The sequence below is a fragment of the Psychrobacter sp. UBA3068 genome (genome assembly GCF_002366815.1).
GTDB classification, from domain to species: Bacteria; Pseudomonadota; Gammaproteobacteria; order Pseudomonadales; family Moraxellaceae; genus Psychrobacter; species Psychrobacter namhaensis.
On sequence record NZ_DFBY01000047.1, the window covers coordinates 57,511 to 76,090 of the forward strand.

Here is an 18,580-nt window from a genome sequence, read left to right on the forward strand (position 1 = left end):
CAAAATGAGGATAGGCTCTACGCTCTACTGTTTTGACGCATCATTCTTGGTCAGTGGCAGTGAGTCTGTTACCACTTGAGTGGTGGTCGCAAAAGGTTTGGTGGCGATAGGGTACTCAACGTCTTTTGGCATGAGCAAACGCATATGCGGGTAGGGAGTAGAAATGTCAGCGGCATCAAGGGCACGCTTGATATCTTCTGTGAGACCTTCTTTGATCTTGGGCATACGCGCAACGGCGGCGGGCTTTACCCAAAAACGTACAATAAAGAACACCCCATACTCACCAATCTCCGCTACGGTGACCGAGGTCTCAGGGCGGCTGAGCACCACCTCGGTGTCAGTAAGTACCTGCAAAATCTCTTTACGCGCAGTGTCAATATCGTCTTCAAAAGCAATACGTACCCGAATGTCAAAGCGTATAAAGTTTTTGGAGGTCAGATTGGTCACCTCGGAGGAGGCAACATTGGAGTTTGGGATAATAACGGTGATGTTGTCTCGAGTCAAAATATGGGTAGTGCGTAAGGCGATAAGTACGACGCGGCCCTCATTTTCATTGATGTGAATCCAGTCACCCACTTGAAAGGATTGCTCCAGCAAAATAGTGATACCAGCGATAAAGTTGGCAAGGGTCGACTGAGCGGCAAAACCCACGGCCAAACCTACGATCCCCAAACCGGCCACTAGTGAAACAATATCGAAGCCAAATTGCGCCATAACGCTGGCAAGACCAAGTACTAACAGGAGCACTGATAAGATGTTTTGCAGGAGCTGCTCTATAGAAGCATTGAGTCCATAGTGCTGCAAAACCCTATGAATAATCTGGCCCGATGAGGTCCAAAGCACGTAGTAAATACCAGCCCAAGTACTGGCTTTAGCGGTGGCTTTAACCGTTTCGGGTTCAAAGTTAATTTGACTCATGATGGCGATCAGGCTGGCCACAATCCAAATGTAGCGTAGCACCGAGCGGATAATTTTGGTGCGTCGTTCATTCAAGCGAATTTTCGTTCTACTTTGCTTAACGATGTAAATAGCGAGCCAATAAAAAAACCCCAATACTGCCAGCAGTATGAGGATTTTTATACCAGTACTCACCAGCTCTACCGCTTTAGAAGACCAATCAAGTTTCTCCTCCTCTATGGAGCCACCCAGGGCAAGATATAGGCTAGTATGGAGGTCACGAATGATCTCTTTAAAAAAATCAGTAACACTAGCGATTGGCATTTTTTAGTCCATGCAAAGTTTTTTAAATTGTCTCAAACTGTTAAGGCGTACTGAATATTCAACCATAGCACTGCCGATGTTTAAAAGCTTGCTTCTTGTGTGTCATGGTATTGATAAGGGATTTCCATTTTCTGTTGAACGTCACGTAGCGCAGTCCGTAGCCCTTCTAATATCGTAGGATGATAAAAAGGCGTGTCAAGCATGGCCTTGATACTTAAATCATTGGTGATGGCGGTGGCCAATATGTGACCGATATACTCAGCATCAGGCCCCACCATACTGGCGCCTAGTATTCTATCGGTTTTTTTGCAGCCATAAATATGTAGCAGACCACAGTTAACGCCCATGACGCGACTACGACCTTGATTGTCAAAGCTTACCCTGCCGATGACATATTCTAAAGTTGGATCTTGTTGAATTTCTGGTAAAGACAGGCCGACATTGACGATTTGGGGAGCGCAAAACACGATAGAGAACGGCGTGGCTGGTGGGCGAATGTAGGCGGCTTTTTTATTGTCACAGACCATGCTACCAGCACTATAGCCTTCATCACTGGCGACGTGTAGCAGTGGGAGATGAACATTGGCATCACCAACGATATAGACATTTAAATCGCCAATCTGCCCCGTTTTTTCACTGAGGTGTTTTGGGCGGTTTTTATCATCAAGCTCTACGCCTAAGTGTTCAACACCCAGCTGTTTTATGTCGTTGCGGCGACCGGTCGCGACCAGTACGTATTCACCTTGCCACTGCTGAGACTCACCAGCACTGTCTTCATAGTCAATGAATGCAGCTAAGCTGTTATTGCTGCCGTTTGCTTGGGTGCCCACATTACTGATTTTACTACCCAAATGCATGGTCAGCTCACGATTTAAGCAATCGATAGCCTTATTGTTAATATCGGCATCTTTCAGGCCTGCAACGCGCTTTTCACGATTAAACAAAGTGACATTCACGCCCAAGCGGGTGAACGCTTGCGCAAGCTCCAGCCCAACCGACCCTGCACCTACCACTGCCATTGATGTTGGTAAATCTGTTAGCTCAAAGACGGTATCAGAGGTCAGAAGGGTATGGCCGAGCTTCTCAGCCCAACCATCTGGGATAAATGGCGAGCTACCTGTAGCGACAATAACTTTACTGGCTTCAATCACCTCATCGTTAACTTCAATCAATCCGTGCTCATTGATACAAGCACGTCCTGCGATTTTTTTATGATCGGGCCAGCTGTCTACTTGCTCTTTGATATAGCTTGCAAAATGGCTGCGCTCATCACGTACGCGCTGCATGACTTGTTTGCCATCTATCTGAGCGGTGGCATGCACGCCAAACTCAGCAGAATGATTGGCTTCATGCGCCCGATCAGCTGCCGCGATCAACAGCTTACTTGGCATACAACCTACGGCGATACAGGTAGTTGTCCAAAATCCTTCATTAATAATAACGATATTATCAAAGATTTTGCTGGCTTGACGAAAGGCGTTTTGGCCAGCAGTACCTGCGCCAATAACAGCAACAGTGACTTTGCGAGTAACTTTACGTTTACTGTCATCAGCAGAAGTGCCAGATTTTTTATTCATGTCGCTCTCAAATAGTGAAGGCTTAGTGGGTGTTAACGGTTACTTTTAGCATTTGGCATCAGGTTTTTGTCATACCTGTTTTGTAGTTGGTGCAGATTAAGACGCTAATGTCTCAAGCAAGCGCTCGGTATAGCCTTTGGCGCGTAGATTTCGTTGGGCGTGTGTCATTTTGCCCTCTGCATTAAACACAAATGCTGAACGCACCAGACCTAACGTTATTTTGCCATACATGTTCTTTTCTTTGATGACGTCGAAGTACTGGCACAGTTTTTCGTCGCTATCACTGACAAGTGCAATATGTAAATCGTGCTTGGTGATGAATTTTTCGTGCGACTCAATGCTATCACGTGAGACCCCAATAATGTCATAGCCCAAATCATCAAACTCATTAAGACGAGCAGTAAATTCTGTTGCTTGTGTGGTACAGCCTGGCGTATTGTCTTTTGGATAAAAGTAAAGAATAAGCCCTTTATCGGTATTGGCTAGCATGTCTTTGAGGCTGATCTCATCGTGAATCACATGTCCATCTAGCGCTCGTACTAGGGTGACGGGGAAGTCAGGTAAGGTCGTGTTTTCTGTGGTTGGCTTTGCCATTATAAAATCCTTATTGGTTGCGATTACCGGCGCGGGTTATATTTATCATGTTGTTATTATAAGCAGATTCGTAGAAATACCTCATCAGTTTTACACTTTGCTGCTGCATTGGCAACAAAAAAGACTGGCAATGACCAGTCTTTTGTATATCAAACAAGTTGTACATTAAGCCGATTTTTGTGGCTGCTTGAGATCTAAGCCTACCGTACATTGCTGTAAATCTTTTTGCATTTTTTTCACATATGGTAGGTTTGAAGGGTCTTTTTTGTCTTGCGCGTAGCTTTCAATTTCCCACATTTGACCGATAGTCATATTGCTGCGTACACCAATCGTGCAATTACACAGTTTGGTCGCATCGCCTTTATCAGCGACTTTATATTTGACCGCACCAGTGACACAGGTATTGATATTTTTTTGTTTAATGTCAACAGCATTTGCTTGTGGCATGGCAAAAATGGCCGCTAGGGCTAGAGGTAATACTGGCAACAACTTCATAAATGTCCTCGTAAATGTGGTATCAGTTTTTTAGATTTTGTACTCAAATTAGACTCAATTCGCTAATAGGTGAGTAATCCGTAACGCTGCTTATATCTCATGATAAATGCAATCGCTCATACCATAACAAGTATAGCGATTAAAATACAACGGCGACGTGCTGTGTTAATGCAAGCGAATGTTTCGCTAGTGTTGACTGCCGCCATTTGCTAGGGCAAATACTGTCTATTAAGACTGGTAGAGGGTTGGGTCAGTGACGCCAGCCTGTGCAAATCCTTGACGGCGTAGCGCACAACTATCGCAGACTCCGCAAGCAAGACCGTTGATATCAGCCCGGTAACAAGAAATCGTTTGCCCATAATCAACGCCGAGTGACAAACCAAGCTCAATAGTTTTCGCTTTTGATAGCTGCTGCAACGGCGTTTGAATAGACAGGTGGTGACCTGTGACGCCAGCTTTTGTGGCAAGATTGGCCATGTGCTCAAAGGCGGCAATGTATTCTGGACGACAGTCAGGATACCCAGAATAATCGACTGAGCTGACGCCAATGACGATATGATTGGCATCGGTTACTTCGGCGACTGCCAATGCGTAAGATAAAAATATCGTGTTACGCGCTGGCACATAAGTATTGGGAATGGCATCGTTATCAATCTCATCGCGTTTCTTATCAGGGAACTTATCCGCATCACCGTCAGGCACAATCATGCTGTGATCAGTCAGGGAGGAGCCACCAAGTTGAGCGATATCAATATCGATAATTCTGTGATTGACCTCGGCTGCCTCAGCGATGGCTTTGGCCGCGACAAGCTCACTATTGTGACGTTGGCCATAGTTAAAGCTGACTGCCGTCACAGAGGCATAGCGCGCCTTGGCCCAATACAAACAAGTGACCGAATCTAGCCCGCCTGACAGTAGCACGACGGCATTTTGATGTTTATGCGAGGTAGGTAAGTTAGCATCGGACGCTTGAGTGCTAGAAGGGCTTTGCGAGGTAACGTTGGTCATAGTGGTATCTATTATTGGTTTACGTAAATGGTTATTTTAGCAAAAATCGCTCCATTACAGAACCATGTGGCCATGATAAAAGCGCTCTTACCTGTAGAGTGTATTGAGTTATTTATCCCACTCCCGTCGCTTTAAAAAATCTGTGTGTATAAAATGTGCTACTGAGACAAAGTGATCGTTGATAAAGAGACTCACAAATAAAGGAGCTTTGGGTAATAAAGAAGTTGTGACGTTTAACTTTATAATTTAATGTCATATTTTCAATCTATTAGCAATATTTGTTATAATCCTGCTTCTAAAGTAGGCGTGCTAATGATTTTTGCTCACTGCTTTATCATCCCAATTTATGGCCAATGGCTTCATAGCAAAACCACCCTTGTAAAGATATTGAGTAACTTATGACCGCAGCGACCTTGTTTACGCCAAAAATTACACCTGATTTTGATGATACTGGCTTAGATAACCATGCTTTAGACGCTAATATGGATGGCATGGAATACGATGATGGCGCTGATGATGAGGATTATGAAGACAGTGCTGTGACTGGGCAGTCAGCGCCCACTGAGTCGGCACAGTTTCGTAAGCTACAGAAAAAACTACGTAGGCAAGTGTCTTGGGCGATTCGTGATTTTAACATGATCGAAGAGGGTGATGTGGTGATGGTCTGTGTGTCAGGGGGCAAGGACAGCTATACACTACTGGACATTCTACTGCTTCTCAAGCGCATCGCACCCATTAGTTTTGATATCGTTGCGGTCAATCTTGACCAAAAGCAGCCAGGCTATCCTGAAGATATTTTGCCCGCTTATCTAAACGAGCAGGGTATTGCTCACTATATCTTAGAAAAAGACACTTATAGTATTGTCAAAAGCGTGGTGCCCGAAGGCAAAACGTATTGCTCAGCCTGTTCGCGCCTACGTCGCGGTTCTCTGTACGGCTTTGCCAAACAAATTGGAGCGACCAAGATTGCCTTGGGTCATCACCGTGATGACATGTTGGCCACTTTCTTTTTAAACCTGTTTCATGGAGGTGCCCTCAAATCGATGCCTCCTAAGTTGCTCAGTGACGACAAGCAAAACCTACTTATTCGCCCATTGGCTTATGTCGAAGAAAAAGACATCATTGACTATGCTCGCCTCAAAGAATTTCCCATTATTCCCTGCAATTTATGCGGTAGCCAAACTAATCTACAGCGTGCGATCATCAACGACATGTTGCGAGAGTGGGATAATGCGCACCCTCAGCGTTTGGCGTCCATTTTTAAAGCCATGCAAAACGTGGCACCGTCACAGTTAGCGGATCGTGAGTTGTTTGATTTTGAACAGTTAAGTCTTGACCGTGATGATAATGAGCGTTTATTTGAAGGGGATAATATTCAAGCAGGGCAGACCGACAGTTTGGCGGAGATTGGCTTGCCAGTATCGCCAAAAGCGCAGACGTTTAGCTCGAAGTTTGCTAGCGATAAGCAGGATTCGGCAAGTAAGAATAAAACGGCAGAGGGCAGCCGTAGCACACAGAAAATCCCAACCATTAATCCTGTTCTTTAACGGTTTATCAGAGCGTGTCCTCGTTTTAAGAGTAATGAGGGCATGCCTGAGCCGTTAAATAACTCATAAAAAAACCAGCTCATATTTAGTATGGCTGGTTTTTTTACATTGTCAGATGAGGTAATGGTAAACGTTAACTTTCGGCAAAAACAGGTAATGGATCGAAATTAACCTCTGAGCGTGGCAATTTTGCGACATCTTGCATGCGCCAATCTTCTTTACCGTCATTACTTACTTGCAAGTAGTACTTGGCTTTTATAGGATCCATGTCTACTTGCGCGCTGTACTTATTGCCCTCGACATGCTGAAGCACCACATCACGATCTTTTTTGACGTCAGTTGCGTGTGAGATAGACAGGTCCAGCTTTTCTGGATAAACGAGCGGCGTACCATCCAGTAGTTTACCTGACTGCAAGCTTTGCTCAGGATAATTTAAATAAAAAACAATCTCGCCATTATCAGCAAACTGCATTTTGCCATGCAAGTCTAAATCAGCCGTGAGCTTGTCACGTGACACATCTTGATAAAGTGTCTTGCCATCCATATACCAGTCGTCACGTACCACGCTGTCACGGATTTGATAAGAATAATAAACAAACCAAAGGCAGGCGATCACAACCGCAGCTGGCATGCCAATCACAAAGATAACGACCATGTAATTTTTATACCATGGCTGCGTGTCTTGATGCTTAAAGTTCGGTGCTGGAGTAGACATAAAATACCTATTAACTGTATCGACTAACTGTATCGACGGATAATCTGACGGCTAAATACTGCCAGTTTTATGATAAATCGTAACCCCGTTAGTCCTTGACTAACGGATGCAATATAACAGACTACATAGCTAGACTTTTAATAACTTACTGACCTTGAGTGGTAAAAATATTTTGCTTACTGACCTTGTACTGGCCATCTTCACTGGTCACATTTAAGGTCACAGGGGTTTGCCCAAACTCAATCACATCGGGGTCGCCATAGATACTTACGGGCATATCAAAGCTTTCGCCCGCTTCTAGGGGTACATCATTAAATCGCAGCTCTAAGCTTAAACCCTCTTGCGGTGCAAGGGTTATCGTATAAGAATGAGCGTCCTGCGTCTTATTGGTCAGTTTAACGATATAGCTGTTTTCAATCATGCCTTGATTATTGACTGAAGACAACTGATTACGGTCACGACGAATATCAATCTCTAACGGCACTCGGTCCGTCAAAGCATATATGACGCCACCACATAATATGGCTAACAACGCTAAGTAAGCAAACAAGCGTGGGCGTAACACGCGGCTTGGCTCTTTTTCTGCCAATTGACGCTCTGTCGTATAGCGGATAAGCCCACGTGGGTAGCCGACCTTGTCCATGATTTCATTACACGCATCGATACAAGCCGCGCACTGGATACATCCAACCTGTAAACCGTCTCGAATATCGATACCAGTCGGGCAGACCTGCACACACATTTGACATTCGATACAATCGCCTAAATCTTCAGGATTTGTGCCTTTTTTACGAGGGCCGCGTGGCTCGCCGCGCTCATAATCATAGGAGACAATCAGCGTATCCTTGTCAAACATGACACTTTGGAATCGGCCATAAGGACAGATTTGAATACACATTTGCTCACGCATGTAACCGGCATTAGCATAGGTTGCAAACGTAAAGATAAACATCGATATCCAGACCCACGTTGGCCAGTCGGGAAGTGGTATGAAGCCTATCATTTGCCAGCTTTGATACAAATAATCTGTCCCAGCGACGTAGCTTACAAAAGTCGCTGCTGTAATCACTGAAAATACAAACCAAATAAAATATACGACAGAGCGTTTAAATACTTTTTTTGCGCTCAGCGGTTCTTTATCAAATTTGATTCGTTTGTTGCGATCACCAATGACCCACTTTTCGACATACTGATAAAGATGCGTCCAAATCGTTTGGGGGCAGGCATAGCCACACCAAACGCGCCCTGCATACACGGTCACCATAAACAAAGTAAAAGCTGCAATGATGGCAAACGCAGCAATAAAGTAAAAATCTTGGGTCAAAAACGTCATGCCAAAAATATAGTAATGCTGTGAGGGAACATCAAACCATATTGCTTGTCTACCATTATATCGTAGCCACGGCAAAAGCAGAAACGCAGCCAAAAGCGCATACATCGTGATGACACGAATATTTTGATAAAAACCTGTGACAAACCTAGGGTGAACGCGATGTTTGGTGGCATCAAGATCAACTTGCTGTACAGGAATTTTATTGGGTTGTTGTGCTGACATAAACGTGCCTCTTTTAAAAAAGAATCAGTTTGCTGGCATGATGAACAAACACCTTTGATAATGAGATGTATGAGTGTGCGATGTTATCAATGTCAGTAAGTAGCGGCGCGAACTTTGAACCACAAAGTATCGAATCCACCTACCAAATGATCGATTGTATATAGCTAAATGAGAATCGGTAAGATCTGCTAAAACCAGTGACTAATACACGGTTTTTAGGTGCCGTTATTTTAACATTCTCCCTACTATAAATGGGGTGATAATCTTAAAAAGCAAATAATATATAGTAATAATTATCGATAGCTCAGTCGTGCAAGATGCCCTAAATAAAGGCTTGATGACAGACGTATAAAAAGGGAGAACTGTTTTTACAGTTCTCCCTTTTTTGACACTTATCCATTTATTTCTAATACAGCATATAACGAAACTATATTAGTTAACAGTCGCTTCCACAGTTTCTGGAACCTCAGTGGTAGCAGTTGCTGCTTTAGCAGGCTGCGCGGTCTTATCTGACAGTGAGTAAACATAAGCAGCAAGAAGCATAATACGCTCATTACCTAACTTAGTTTGCCATTCAGGCATCACACCAGCACGACCATAACGTAAAGTCTCACGAATGGTTTCGCGATCGCCGCCATATAACCAAGTATTGTCCGTTAAATTAGGCGCGCCAGTAGAGTTCATACCTTTAGCGTCTTCACCATGGCAAAGCACACAGTTGGTAGGCTCATTAAAGATGACCTTACCTTGAGCGACCTTCGTTTGATCAAGATCGTAACCTGGCTGGTTGCCTGATATCGATAACACGTATTCAGATACCGCACGTATGCCATCTTCACCAAGTTGATCACGCCACGCTGCCATACCACCGACTCGGCCGTTATGCAGCGTCGTCAAGATGTTTTCAGGGGCGCCGCCATATAACCAATCATTATCGGTTAAGTTTGGATAACCTGTGGCACCTTTAGCGTTAGAGCCGTGACACACTGAACAGTTCTGTAGAAACAAGCGGCTACCCACTTTTAAAGCATTGGGGTTTTCAGATAACTTTTCTACATAGGGAGCGAGATCCGCCACCTTTTCATCAATCTGAGTTTGCAGATCTGCTGGCGGATTATCACTATGACGCATCGTCGCTTGCATATCCGCAAGTGTCGCTAAAGTCGATGTGGCCCCGCTGGCATCCGCTTTTGCTAAGATGTTTTGTTCAAAGTTATCCGTAAATACTTTGTTATTGCTCTCAAGCTCACTATACAGCTCGTTTTTAGAAGACCATGGTACTGTTTCGCCATCGACTTCTACGGTGGCAATACCGTCCCATTTTGACGGAAAAATAGCTGGAAAAAATACCCAGTATGCAATACCCCAAACGATAGAACCAAAAAATATCACTAGCCACCATTTAGGCAATGGCTTGTCATACTCTTTAATGCCATCATAAGCATGGCCTGTGGTACCGTCCTCTTCTAGTTCTGGCTTGTACTTCAATACCATTAGTAAGACACCGAGGATAGCAGCCCAACACATGATACTTAGTATGGTAATCCAAGAACTCCAAAAAAATGTCATCGTTTATCCTTATTGCGCTGCTCTTCAGACAGAGATTCTATATCCTCGTCATCAAGCGCAAGTTGTGCATCTTCTTCGAAGCGTTTTTTGTTTTTTGGCGAATACGCCCACCATGCAACACCTACGAAGGCAACAAAGGCAGAAACGGTCGCAATTGTTTGTAATTCACCAATACCCATTAGCGCTGTCCTTCCATCGCGGTGCCTAACTGCTGTAGATAAGCGACCAAAGCATCAAGTTCAGTGGCACCAAGTACAGCATCGGGTGCTCCTTCGATATCTTCTTCAGTGTAAGGTACACCAAAGCGATCGCGGAATAGACGCATTTTAGTTTGAACGTTTGCACCATTCACTTCGTTGGTAGCCAGCCATGGGAAACCAGGCATGACTGATTCAGGGACCAGTGAACGTGGATCGATCAAATGCTGCTTTTGCCAGTCTTCAGAATAACGTCCACCAACACGTGCCAGATCAGGTCCAGTACGTTTTGAGCCCCATAAGAATGGGTGATCCCACGTAGATTCAGCAGCACGTGAGTATGGTCCATAACGTTCAACTTCAGCACGTAGTGGACGAATCATCTGAGTATGACAAACGTGACAACCTTCACGAATATAGATGTCACGACCTTCAAATTCTAGTGCAGTCCATGGCTCCATAGAGGGCAGGGGAGCATTCACCCCACCTTCTTCAGGACCCTTGTTGTCATATATCAATGGTACGATTTCAACTAGCGTTGCAAAGCTAATAGCAATAACGATACCGATAACCAACAAGCCTGTATTTTTTTCAATAATTTCATGCGGTGTACCAGACATGATCGCTCCTTATACGTTAGCTGCCGAAGGTTTATCAACACTAGGTTCATGATCAGTAGGATCTGCGATATCGACAGGCTTACCTTCTGGCATCTTAAGTGTTTTATAAACGTTATATGCCATCACAAACATACCCGATACATATAATAGGCCACCAAAAGCACGACCAATATACGGGAAATGCGAGAATTCAACGGTATCAACGAAACTATATACCAACGTACCATCTGGGTTAGTCGCCAGCCACATCATGCCTTGACCAATACCTGAAATCCACATGGATACGATATAGAAGATAGTACCCGCTGTCGCCAGCCAAAAATGCGTCGTGATTAAGCTGATAGAATACATTTTTGGTTTGTTATAGATACGTGGTAACAATACGTATAGTGAACCAATCGTAATCATACCTACCCAGCCAAGTGCCCCTGAGTGTACGTGACCGACTGTCCAATCCGTGTTATGCGATAGCGCATTGACGGTCTTGATAGACATCATTGGGCCTTCGAACGTCGACATCGCGTAGAACGACAATGCCACAATCATAAAGCGAATGATTGGATCGGTACGTAATTTATCCCAACTACCTGATAGCGTTAGTACACCGTTAATCATACCACCCCAAGATGGTGCGAATAGGATGATTGAGAAGACCATTGCCAATGACTGCGTCCAATCTGGAAGCGCTGAATAATGCAAATGGTGACCACCGGCCCACATATATGACGCAATCAATGCCCAAAAGTGAACGATCGACAAACGGTAAGAATAAATAGGACGACCAATCTGTACTGGAACGAAGTAGTACATCATTCCAAGGAACGCTGCCGTTAGATAAAAACCTACCGCGTTATGCCCGTACCACCACTGCACCATCGCATCGGTCGCACCGCCAAATAACGAGTAAGACTTAAATGCGCTAACAGGAATCGCCATGCTGTTTACGATATGCAGTAGGGCAATCGTAATGATAAAGGCTGCAAAGAACCAGTTAGCCACATAGATATGTGAGGTTTTACGTTTGATGAGCGTACCGAAAAAGACAATGGCATAAGATATCCATACCAAAGCAATTAAAACATCGATTGGCCACTCAAGCTCCGCGTATTCTTTAGAGGTGGTCAAACCTAGAGGCAGCGTAATGACGGCTGATACGATAACCGCTTGCCAACCCCAAAAAGTAAACCAAGCCAAATAAGGCGCGAATAACCTTGTCTTACAGGTACGCTGAACAATATAGTAAGACGTTGCGAACAGGGCCGAGCCACCGAACGCAAAAATAACCGCATTAGTATGTAGCGGTCTTAAACGACTAAAGGTCAGCCATGGGATGTCAAAGTTTAGTGCTGGCCATGCTAACTGTGAAGCAATGAACACACCAATACTCATGCCGACGATGCCCCATACCACGGCCATTATCGTAAAGAATCTTACGACAGTAATTTCGTACTCACGGTCCACTGGGGCGACTGCTGTGTTTTGTAAACTCATTGGATGATTCCTTTACAGCCCGAATTATCAACAGAATTAACTAACTCTCCGCATCATCTGTACTATACAAATAATCACCAGATAACGATTGCGGTACATGCTGTTTTTTGACCTACTTATGACAGTCACGTTATTAACTATCAATCTAAGCTTTCGCTCTACATCAGCTAGTATTAGTAGACAGAAGAGACGTTGCAAACGCCCTGCGTTTGTCGCTAATTGATAGTAGGATTATTAATAAAACGTCAAAGTAAATAAGAAGGTGCGCCGTTTTTGAGCATCAAACATCTCATGAGGCTAAGTATTTATCTTAATTATTACCCAAAATCTGTACGAATGAAGATAGATACTAATATCCATAGGATCGTAAAAAACACATTAACCCTAGATGTGTGCTAGCGGCAGCTGACAAAAAAACATGTTTACGTAATGTTTAGTTAAAACTCCTGACTCTGTTTAAGGGTATTGTAACGCAATCCTAATGAAATATCATCAGAACTATGCGGCAAAATACAAACTCTTTGGTAAAAATACTAGCGAGCAACTTATTATTAAGACGCTATCGCCCTATTTTATACTCTATTTTGTCACTATTCTAGCGGTACGTTTGAGTGAGGAAATCACAGATCATTGCCCAGCGTTGGCATGACTGAGGGAAGGACTTTTGTAACAATGGCAACCTTACAGAGATAAATAGGTTTTACTTATCATCGAGCCGCCCTTTATAATAAGGCCGAACACGAATGATAGAGGCGTTCTTTTATACCGCTGTTATCAGCAACTACTTTATAATTTGGTATCCAATTAGGCGAGGATACTAAAAAACTTTTGCCTAATATAATACTAATTAAGGACAATAATATGGCCGTATTTTTGACAGATGAATGGTTTGAGCAAGTTGAACAGATGGGCCGTGAAGCAGGCGAGCTTAACTTACCACCAGCACTTGCAAATATGATCGTCAACCTAAAAGTCTCTGACACTGAGAAAGATATCGAAGCTAACTTTGCTAATGGTTTACTGCATCGCGGCTTAAATGACTCGGCAACGACGACTTTATTACTTGATCGTAGTATCTTACAGTCCATCATCACAGACTTTGATACCAATCAAATTATGGGTGCATTTATGAGTGGCAAGATTCGCGTAGAAGGCGATATGTCACAATTAATGGCGGTACAGACCGCTCGCCCAAGCGCCGAGCAAAAAGAGCTGTACACCCGTATCAAATCAATGACGACGATGGCTTGATCTTAAAGTTGTACGGTTTTTTTGAACCGTGAGAGTCCATTTGGCAAAAAAATCCCCTAATTGATGTTAGGGGATTTTTTATGGTTACCGTCAACAGTAAAGCGTGTTTATCGTTTCATTAACTGGCTTTTGATGGCTGTGCTGTCTTGTCCTGATTTTCTTTATAAATTGCCGCTTGGAGCCAGACGTTTGCTTGTACATAGTCCTGCACTTTAATAGAGGCCGTCTCTGGGGTATTAAGCGCGCCAATACGTACCACAAATGGATCGGCGTCTTGCTCACGTAGTATCACCACGTCAAACAGAATAACTGACTTTTCGTTAAACACCGTCTCTTGTTTGCCGAGCACCTGACCTTGACACCATGCTTCATCTTCTTGCCCTAGAGTATCACCAAACAGATACGCACACATATGACCCAGATTAATCTCTACAGGCGCCATTTGCTCTTTGGTTTCTGGCTTCCATGCTTTAATTTGCTCTTGTAGGTCATCTGGTAGCTTGCCATCATTGGCCGCCACAATGTCATTAAACGCACGGTGGTAGCGGATGGCTTCTTGATCCTCAACCATAATGACTTCGTCTTGATCACTCAGTTTAATCTCATGCGCCCACGCACTCAAATTCACAAAATAAGAGGTTTCTCGCTGATACAAATGGCGATTGGTGGTGTAAAGTTGGTCAAAAGCATAAATGATACTGCCATCAGCGGTACGCAAACGTAGGACCGCATCGTGTGAGTTGTCATTAGCGATGACGCGCTCAATTTTACAATTGAGTCCATAAGGGCTATCCACACAAGGGTAGGCGTTGATAAAGCACTCAGGCTTACCATTTTTCATCGCGAGTACTTGATTGATGTGACAAGGCTGATCTTCAGACAGCAGTAAGCAGCTATCTTGAGCGCTCACATTGCTATTTAGGCCTTTAGGCATCGCTGCTTGTTCAATCATTTTTTGCAACCACTCTGGTACGTCATGACTCATGTCATCGGTCAGAATGCGCCAATGGTCGGCATGGCCCGCAGATTGCTCATCAGTTAAGGTGATTTTGGTGGGAGACTGGATGTTTTTATATTGATAATTAATGGTCATGAAGATACTCAAAGTTAAGTCAGCGTGAGGTTTGGACCTAAAACTGCTATTGCTTACGTATCAGCCAATATTTAACATGATTGGTTTTTGATCGTCAGCAATTTGTCATCAGCAAAGGGTCAACAAACAACAATGAACGGTGAATGACAATTGTCCTTAGCATACAATATATAGGTATTGACGCAAGTAATAGCAAGTCCCTCATAAAAAATAGTAACAAAACCGGATTTTTTACCAAAAAATACCGCCAGTTTTTGCTAATGACTGGCACATCTCAGTCAAATTGTGTCAAACTAGCTCCCTTTTGACGGCCATCTTTGGCTCGTCTGAAACCCTGTTGTTGTGTTCGATTTATATGTGAGTGGGGCAAATGCAAGCATACCATGCATTTGCTATTGCTCGTTTTATAGCCTATATAAAGTCGCACGTAGATAAGATAAAGAGTTTGAATATGTTTCGTCCTTTAGCGTTATTTATCGGCTTACGATACACCCGAGCAGAGCGTAGTAATGGTTTCATCTCCTTCATATCGCTTATCTCGATGATTGGTTTGACTCTTGGGGTAGCCGTATTGATCACGGTGCTATCGGTCATGAATGGTTTTGACCGTGAACTAAAAACCCGTATTTTGGGTATGGTACCGCAAGCAACGGTGGTCTCAACGGAGATTATCGGCGACTGGAAGCAGTTGGCTGACAAGATTAAAGAAGACCCAGAAGTGGCAGCCGTGGCGCCCTTTATCCAGCTGCAAGGGATGTTGACCTCAAATGGTCAGGTCGCAGGTATTATGGTGACTGGTGTTGATCCTGAATATGAAAAAAACGTCTCCATCATCAATGAGCACATGATTGAAGGTAGTATTGACACTTTACGAAATGGCGACTTTAGTATTGTGTTGGGGGAGGAGATGGTGCAGTCGTTAGGGCTGCAGTTAGGGGATAAAGTGACTTTGGTGCTGCCAGAGGCTTCACCTTCACCCGCAGGTGTGATTCCGCGCTTTAAGCGTTTTACCTTGACAGGTATCTTTACCATTAGTCCAGAAGTAGACAGTCTCATGGCCTTTATTCCCATGGGTGATGCCGCAAAACTGCTACGTCTTCCAGATGGGGCGCAGGGCGTGCGCATGAAGCTCAATGATATCTTTACAGCGCCAATAGCCGCAGAAAAAGCCGCCGCGATAGCACCTCAGCAGTTGTATCCTAATGACTGGACGCAAACTCACGGCAATTTGTTTGGTGCAATTCAGATGGAAAAAGCCATGGTGGGGTTGCTGCTGTTCCTTATTATCTTAGTCGCTGCCTTTAATATCGTCTCCAGCCTTGTCATGCTCGTGACGGATAAAAAAGCAGACATTGCGATTTTAAAAACCTTTGGCGCATCTCCTCGTCTGATTACGCAAGTCTTTATGGTACAAGGCGTGGTCATCGGTGTGATCGGTACGATTGCTGGTACGATATTGGGTATTATATTTGCACTCACAGTCAGTGATATTTTGGGCTTTATTAACCAAGTCTTTGGTCTGAATCTGTTTGATGCTTATTTTGTGAACTACCTGCCATCGCAGTTGCGTTTGCTAGATGTGGTGTTAATTACTGGTGCATCGTTTGTACTGAGCTTTTTGGCAACCATCTATCCAGCAAGGCGTGCGGCTAAAATTCAGCCAGCGCAAACGCTACGTTATGAGTAGTCCAAACGCACCAATACCGACATAAATAAAATAAAGGAAGCATCATGTCTGCCATTTTAGAGGCAAAAAACATCAACAAGATATATGATGAGGGGGCGGTCAGTACGCAAGTATTGACTGGCCTTGATTTGACCGTTCATGCTGGCGAGCGCATTGCTATTGTTGGTACCAGCGGTTCAGGCAAAAGTACCTTGCTACACTTGCTTGGCGGCCTTGATACGCCAACCAGTGGAGAAGTCTGGTTACACGGTCAGTTGTTAAATAGTATGAATGAGACTGAACGTGGGGCAATGCGTAATAAGCATTTGGGATTTATCTATCAGTTCCATCATCTATTGGCTGAATTTACCGCTGTTGAAAACGTTGCTATGCCTTTACTGATGCGTCCAAAAGTGTCGATCACTGAAGCGCGTCAACAAGCAATTGCTATTTTAGAAAGTGTGGGTCTTGAGCACCGTTTGGCGCATCGCCCAGGTGAGTTATCAGGTGGTGAACGTCAGCGTGTGGCCATTGCCCGTGCGCTTGTCACTAAGCCGTCGCTTATCTTAGCCGATGAGCCGACAGGTAATTTGGACTATGACAATGCACAAAGCGTTTTCGGACTGCTGTCAGAATTACAAAATACCATGCAAACAGCATTACTTATGGTGACCCACGATCGCAATTTGGCGGCGCTAGCAGATCGTCAGCTACTGCTACGTAATGGTCATTGGGAGCAGTATTAGACGGGTTACAAGCAAGGCTAGATAGTTGAGTAAGGTCTGTTTACCATTGTCCTATCAACAAACGCATAGCAGAAGTTACAATTAAGAAGTTATAAACAAGGAAAGAGGTTATAAACAAGGTTGGCAGTGAGCGGCCATGTTCACTTATAGGAAGATATATAATGACTGAAGATGACAACCCAATCGATGCCTTTGGCAGTGCCGAAGAAGGCGTAGAACCATTAAAACCTTATATGGATCCGACGTTGTTCGATACGATTGATAAACAAGCACAAATAGATTTACTCACCCCTGTTTTTGATGCCATCACTTTGGCGGGTGTTGATTATGATTTAAAGGCTCAAGATAGTGCGACAGGCAAGCGCTACACGCTTCTAAAAGATGAGGAGGTGATTGATGTTTTTGTGATGGACATGAATCTTACCGACAATATTCTTGACGCTATAGAGCAGAACAAAGAAGACTGATTTGCCCACAGAAATATGGTGGCGTTAAGGTAAAAACCCTAAGTTTTTGGTGTTTTATCAGAAGATTGCTGCTGACGCTTTTGCCAGCTGACGACGGTTCTATAACGCCAAACGGCTTTAAACGCCAGTCCACAAATGAGGCTGGTGACAATCGCTAAGATGGTTAGCCCTATACAAAATGCCGTAATCGATACGGTGCCGCGATAGGTGATAAATGGATTGGCACCGTCTGATAGTGCCCATAAGCTAAAATCAGCAATCATTCGACCAATGAGTCGTAGGCTAATCATCGGTACGTCGATGATTTTGGCGCCGACATAGTAGCCTGCATAAAAGATAGGCAAACTGGTGAGTGGATTGGTGATCCAAGTGAGACCAAGCGCCATAGGGACATTGGCACGGAAAACCAATGAGCCGATTAGCGCCAGTAACATTTGTCCTGGCAAGGGGAAAAAGGCACTAAGCACACCAATGTAAACCGCTTTATTTAGGCTATGACGATTGAATTGCCACAACCGAGGGTCAGCCAAATGCGGTGCGAACAGTTTTAAGGTGCGACTTTCTAGGATTTTCTCTGGTGTAGGAAGCAGGTCCTTCAGACGTTTTTGGGGCACAGGATCGCCTTTAATCGTTAACGACAGTCCGCTCAATCGCATTGATGGACTGCTATAAAGTGATATTATTAATAAACATATGGGTAAGGGTATATAGGATGATGATGCCAGATTATCGTCAGCGCAATATGTCTAATCAGTATAGGGTAATATA

18 protein-coding genes are annotated in these 18,580 nt (G+C 44.0%); 5 read left to right on the forward strand and 13 right to left on the reverse strand.

What is annotated here, in order from left to right; all coding sequences use genetic code 11:
* Window positions 1–24: 24 nt before the first annotated feature.
* The 5 genes from B2P60_RS11115 to queC all read right to left on the reverse strand — a co-directional run bounded on the left by B2P60_RS11115 (window position 25) and on the right by queC (window position 4,895).
* Entirely contained in the window at window positions 25–1,221 is a 1,197-nt protein-coding gene (locus B2P60_RS11115) for a mechanosensitive ion channel family protein (RefSeq protein WP_286741374.1), read from the reverse strand.
* A gap of 80 nt (window positions 1,222–1,301) precedes the next feature.
* Window positions 1,302–2,798 (reverse strand): dihydrolipoyl dehydrogenase, encoded by a 1,497-nt coding sequence (locus B2P60_RS11120; RefSeq protein WP_286741376.1) that lies wholly within the window; start codon window positions 2,796–2,798, stop codon window positions 1,302–1,304.
* Window positions 2,799–2,894: 96 nt separating this feature from the next.
* Complete coding sequence (locus tag B2P60_RS11125) at window positions 2,895–3,392, reverse strand: peroxiredoxin (RefSeq protein ID WP_193005130.1); 498 nt, start codon at window positions 3,390–3,392, stop codon at window positions 2,895–2,897.
* 165 nt (window positions 3,393–3,557) lie between these two features.
* Window positions 3,558–3,887 carry a hypothetical protein gene (locus B2P60_RS11130; RefSeq protein WP_193005129.1) on the reverse strand — a complete coding sequence of 110 codons (330 nt, stop codon included), beginning with the start codon at window positions 3,885–3,887 and terminating at the stop codon, window positions 3,558–3,560.
* Between the two features lie 228 nt (window positions 3,888–4,115).
* Window positions 4,116–4,895, reverse strand: coding sequence for a 7-cyano-7-deazaguanine synthase QueC (gene queC / locus B2P60_RS11135; protein WP_193005128.1), 780 nt, complete (start codon window positions 4,893–4,895; stop codon window positions 4,116–4,118).
* Between the two features lie 398 nt (window positions 4,896–5,293).
* Between queC and ttcA the strand changes: the two genes are divergently transcribed.
* Window positions 5,294–6,442, forward strand: coding sequence for a tRNA 2-thiocytidine(32) synthetase TtcA (gene ttcA / locus B2P60_RS11140; RefSeq protein WP_198334342.1), 1,149 nt, complete (start codon window positions 5,294–5,296; stop codon window positions 6,440–6,442).
* Window positions 6,443–6,575: 133 nt separating this feature from the next.
* Here the strand turns inward: ttcA and B2P60_RS11145 are convergent, their stop codons facing one another.
* From B2P60_RS11145 to ccoN, 6 genes are all read right to left on the reverse strand, one after another.
* Window positions 6,576–7,157: a FixH family protein gene (locus B2P60_RS11145; RefSeq protein WP_198334343.1), complete on the reverse strand. Its 582-nt coding sequence runs from the start codon at window positions 7,155–7,157 to the stop codon at window positions 6,576–6,578.
* Between the two features lie 145 nt (window positions 7,158–7,302).
* Window positions 7,303–8,712 carry a cytochrome c oxidase accessory protein CcoG gene (ccoG, locus tag B2P60_RS11150; RefSeq protein WP_198334344.1) on the reverse strand — a complete coding sequence of 470 codons (1,410 nt, stop codon included), beginning with the start codon at window positions 8,710–8,712 and terminating at the stop codon, window positions 7,303–7,305.
* A gap of 432 nt (window positions 8,713–9,144) precedes the next feature.
* Window positions 9,145–10,281: a cytochrome-c oxidase, cbb3-type subunit III gene (gene ccoP / locus B2P60_RS11155; protein WP_198334345.1), complete on the reverse strand. Its 1,137-nt coding sequence runs from the start codon at window positions 10,279–10,281 to the stop codon at window positions 9,145–9,147.
* Window positions 10,278–10,460: a cbb3-type cytochrome oxidase subunit 3 gene (locus tag B2P60_RS11160; protein ID WP_183618778.1), complete on the reverse strand. Its 183-nt coding sequence runs from the start codon at window positions 10,458–10,460 to the stop codon at window positions 10,278–10,280. The genes ccoP and B2P60_RS11160 overlap by 4 nt, the downstream gene beginning before the upstream one ends.
* Window positions 10,460–11,098: a cytochrome-c oxidase, cbb3-type subunit II gene (ccoO, locus tag B2P60_RS11165; RefSeq protein ID WP_193005123.1), complete on the reverse strand. Its 639-nt coding sequence runs from the start codon at window positions 11,096–11,098 to the stop codon at window positions 10,460–10,462. The genes B2P60_RS11160 and ccoO overlap by 1 nt, the downstream gene beginning before the upstream one ends.
* Window positions 11,099–11,107: 9 nt before the next feature.
* A complete protein-coding gene (gene ccoN / locus B2P60_RS11170; protein WP_193005122.1) occupies window positions 11,108–12,589 on the reverse strand; it encodes a cytochrome-c oxidase, cbb3-type subunit I in 1,482 nt (493 codons plus the stop codon).
* An 861-nt stretch (window positions 12,590–13,450) separates the two neighbouring features.
* Between ccoN and B2P60_RS11175 the strand changes: the two genes are divergently transcribed.
* Window positions 13,451–13,840, forward strand: coding sequence for an SCP2 sterol-binding domain-containing protein (locus B2P60_RS11175; protein ID WP_193005121.1), 390 nt, complete (start codon window positions 13,451–13,453; stop codon window positions 13,838–13,840).
* 118 nt (window positions 13,841–13,958) lie between these two features.
* Here B2P60_RS11175 and B2P60_RS11180 read toward each other — a convergent pair whose 3' ends face one another.
* The gene (locus tag B2P60_RS11180) at window positions 13,959–14,933 is read right to left on the reverse strand and encodes a hypothetical protein (protein ID WP_193005120.1); all 975 of its coding nucleotides are present in this window, start codon (window positions 14,931–14,933) and stop codon (window positions 13,959–13,961) included.
* 451 nt (window positions 14,934–15,384) lie between these two features.
* Between B2P60_RS11180 and B2P60_RS11185 the strand changes: the two genes are divergently transcribed.
* The 3 genes from B2P60_RS11185 (at window position 15,385) to B2P60_RS11195 (ending at window position 17,812) form a co-directional block, all read left to right on the forward strand.
* On the forward strand, window positions 15,385–16,620 hold the full coding sequence (locus B2P60_RS11185; RefSeq protein ID WP_198334348.1) for a lipoprotein-releasing ABC transporter permease subunit: 1,236 nt from the start codon (window positions 15,385–15,387) through the stop codon (window positions 16,618–16,620).
* 44 nt (window positions 16,621–16,664) lie between these two features.
* A complete protein-coding gene (gene lolD / locus B2P60_RS11190) occupies window positions 16,665–17,345 on the forward strand; it encodes a lipoprotein-releasing ABC transporter ATP-binding protein LolD (RefSeq protein ID WP_230708533.1) in 681 nt (226 codons plus the stop codon).
* Window positions 17,346–17,506: 161 nt separating this feature from the next.
* Entirely contained in the window at window positions 17,507–17,812 is a 306-nt protein-coding gene (locus tag B2P60_RS11195; RefSeq protein ID WP_193005117.1) for a hypothetical protein, read from the forward strand.
* Between the two features lie 38 nt (window positions 17,813–17,850).
* Here the strand turns inward: B2P60_RS11195 and B2P60_RS11200 are convergent, their stop codons facing one another.
* On the reverse strand, window positions 17,851–18,468 hold the full coding sequence (locus B2P60_RS11200; protein WP_286741381.1) for a DUF2062 domain-containing protein: 618 nt from the start codon (window positions 18,466–18,468) through the stop codon (window positions 17,851–17,853).
* Window positions 18,469–18,580 lie beyond the last annotated feature (112 nt).

Excerpts from the sequence above, each read along its gene's own strand:
- B2P60_RS11115 (WP_286741374.1), bottom strand. The coding sequence starts at position 1,221 with ATGCCAATCGCTAGTGTTACTGATTTTTTTAAAGAGATCATTCGTGAC.
- B2P60_RS11120 (WP_286741376.1), bottom strand. The coding sequence starts at position 2,798 with ATGAATAAAAAATCTGGCACTTCTGCTGATGACAGTAAACGTAAAGTT.
- B2P60_RS11125 (WP_193005130.1), bottom strand. The coding sequence starts at position 3,392 with ATGGCAAAGCCAACCACAGAAAACACGACCTTACCTGACTTCCCCGTC.
- B2P60_RS11130 (WP_193005129.1), bottom strand. The coding sequence starts at position 3,887 with ATGAAGTTGTTGCCAGTATTACCTCTAGCCCTAGCGGCCATTTTTGCC.
- queC (WP_193005128.1), bottom strand. The coding sequence starts at position 4,895 with ATGACCAACGTTACCTCGCAAAGCCCTTCTAGCACTCAAGCGTCCGAT.
- ttcA (WP_198334342.1), top strand. The coding sequence starts at position 5,294 with ATGACCGCAGCGACCTTGTTTACGCCAAAAATTACACCTGATTTTGAT.
- B2P60_RS11145 (WP_198334343.1), bottom strand. The coding sequence starts at position 7,157 with ATGTCTACTCCAGCACCGAACTTTAAGCATCAAGACACGCAGCCATGG.
- ccoG (WP_198334344.1), bottom strand. The coding sequence starts at position 8,712 with ATGTCAGCACAACAACCCAATAAAATTCCTGTACAGCAAGTTGATCTT.
- ccoP (WP_198334345.1), bottom strand. The coding sequence starts at position 10,281 with ATGACATTTTTTTGGAGTTCTTGGATTACCATACTAAGTATCATGTGT.
- B2P60_RS11160 (WP_183618778.1), bottom strand. The coding sequence starts at position 10,460 with ATGGGTATTGGTGAATTACAAACAATTGCGACCGTTTCTGCCTTTGTT.
- ccoO (WP_193005123.1), bottom strand. The coding sequence starts at position 11,098 with ATGTCTGGTACACCGCATGAAATTATTGAAAAAAATACAGGCTTGTTG.
- ccoN (WP_193005122.1), bottom strand. The coding sequence starts at position 12,589 with ATGAGTTTACAAAACACAGCAGTCGCCCCAGTGGACCGTGAGTACGAA.
- B2P60_RS11175 (WP_193005121.1), top strand. The coding sequence starts at position 13,451 with ATGGCCGTATTTTTGACAGATGAATGGTTTGAGCAAGTTGAACAGATG.
- B2P60_RS11180 (WP_193005120.1), bottom strand. The coding sequence starts at position 14,933 with ATGACCATTAATTATCAATATAAAAACATCCAGTCTCCCACCAAAATC.
- B2P60_RS11185 (WP_198334348.1), top strand. The coding sequence starts at position 15,385 with ATGTTTCGTCCTTTAGCGTTATTTATCGGCTTACGATACACCCGAGCA.
- lolD (WP_230708533.1), top strand. The coding sequence starts at position 16,665 with ATGTCTGCCATTTTAGAGGCAAAAAACATCAACAAGATATATGATGAG.
- B2P60_RS11195 (WP_193005117.1), top strand. The coding sequence starts at position 17,507 with ATGACTGAAGATGACAACCCAATCGATGCCTTTGGCAGTGCCGAAGAA.
- B2P60_RS11200 (WP_286741381.1), bottom strand. The coding sequence starts at position 18,468 with ATGCGATTGAGCGGACTGTCGTTAACGATTAAAGGCGATCCTGTGCCC.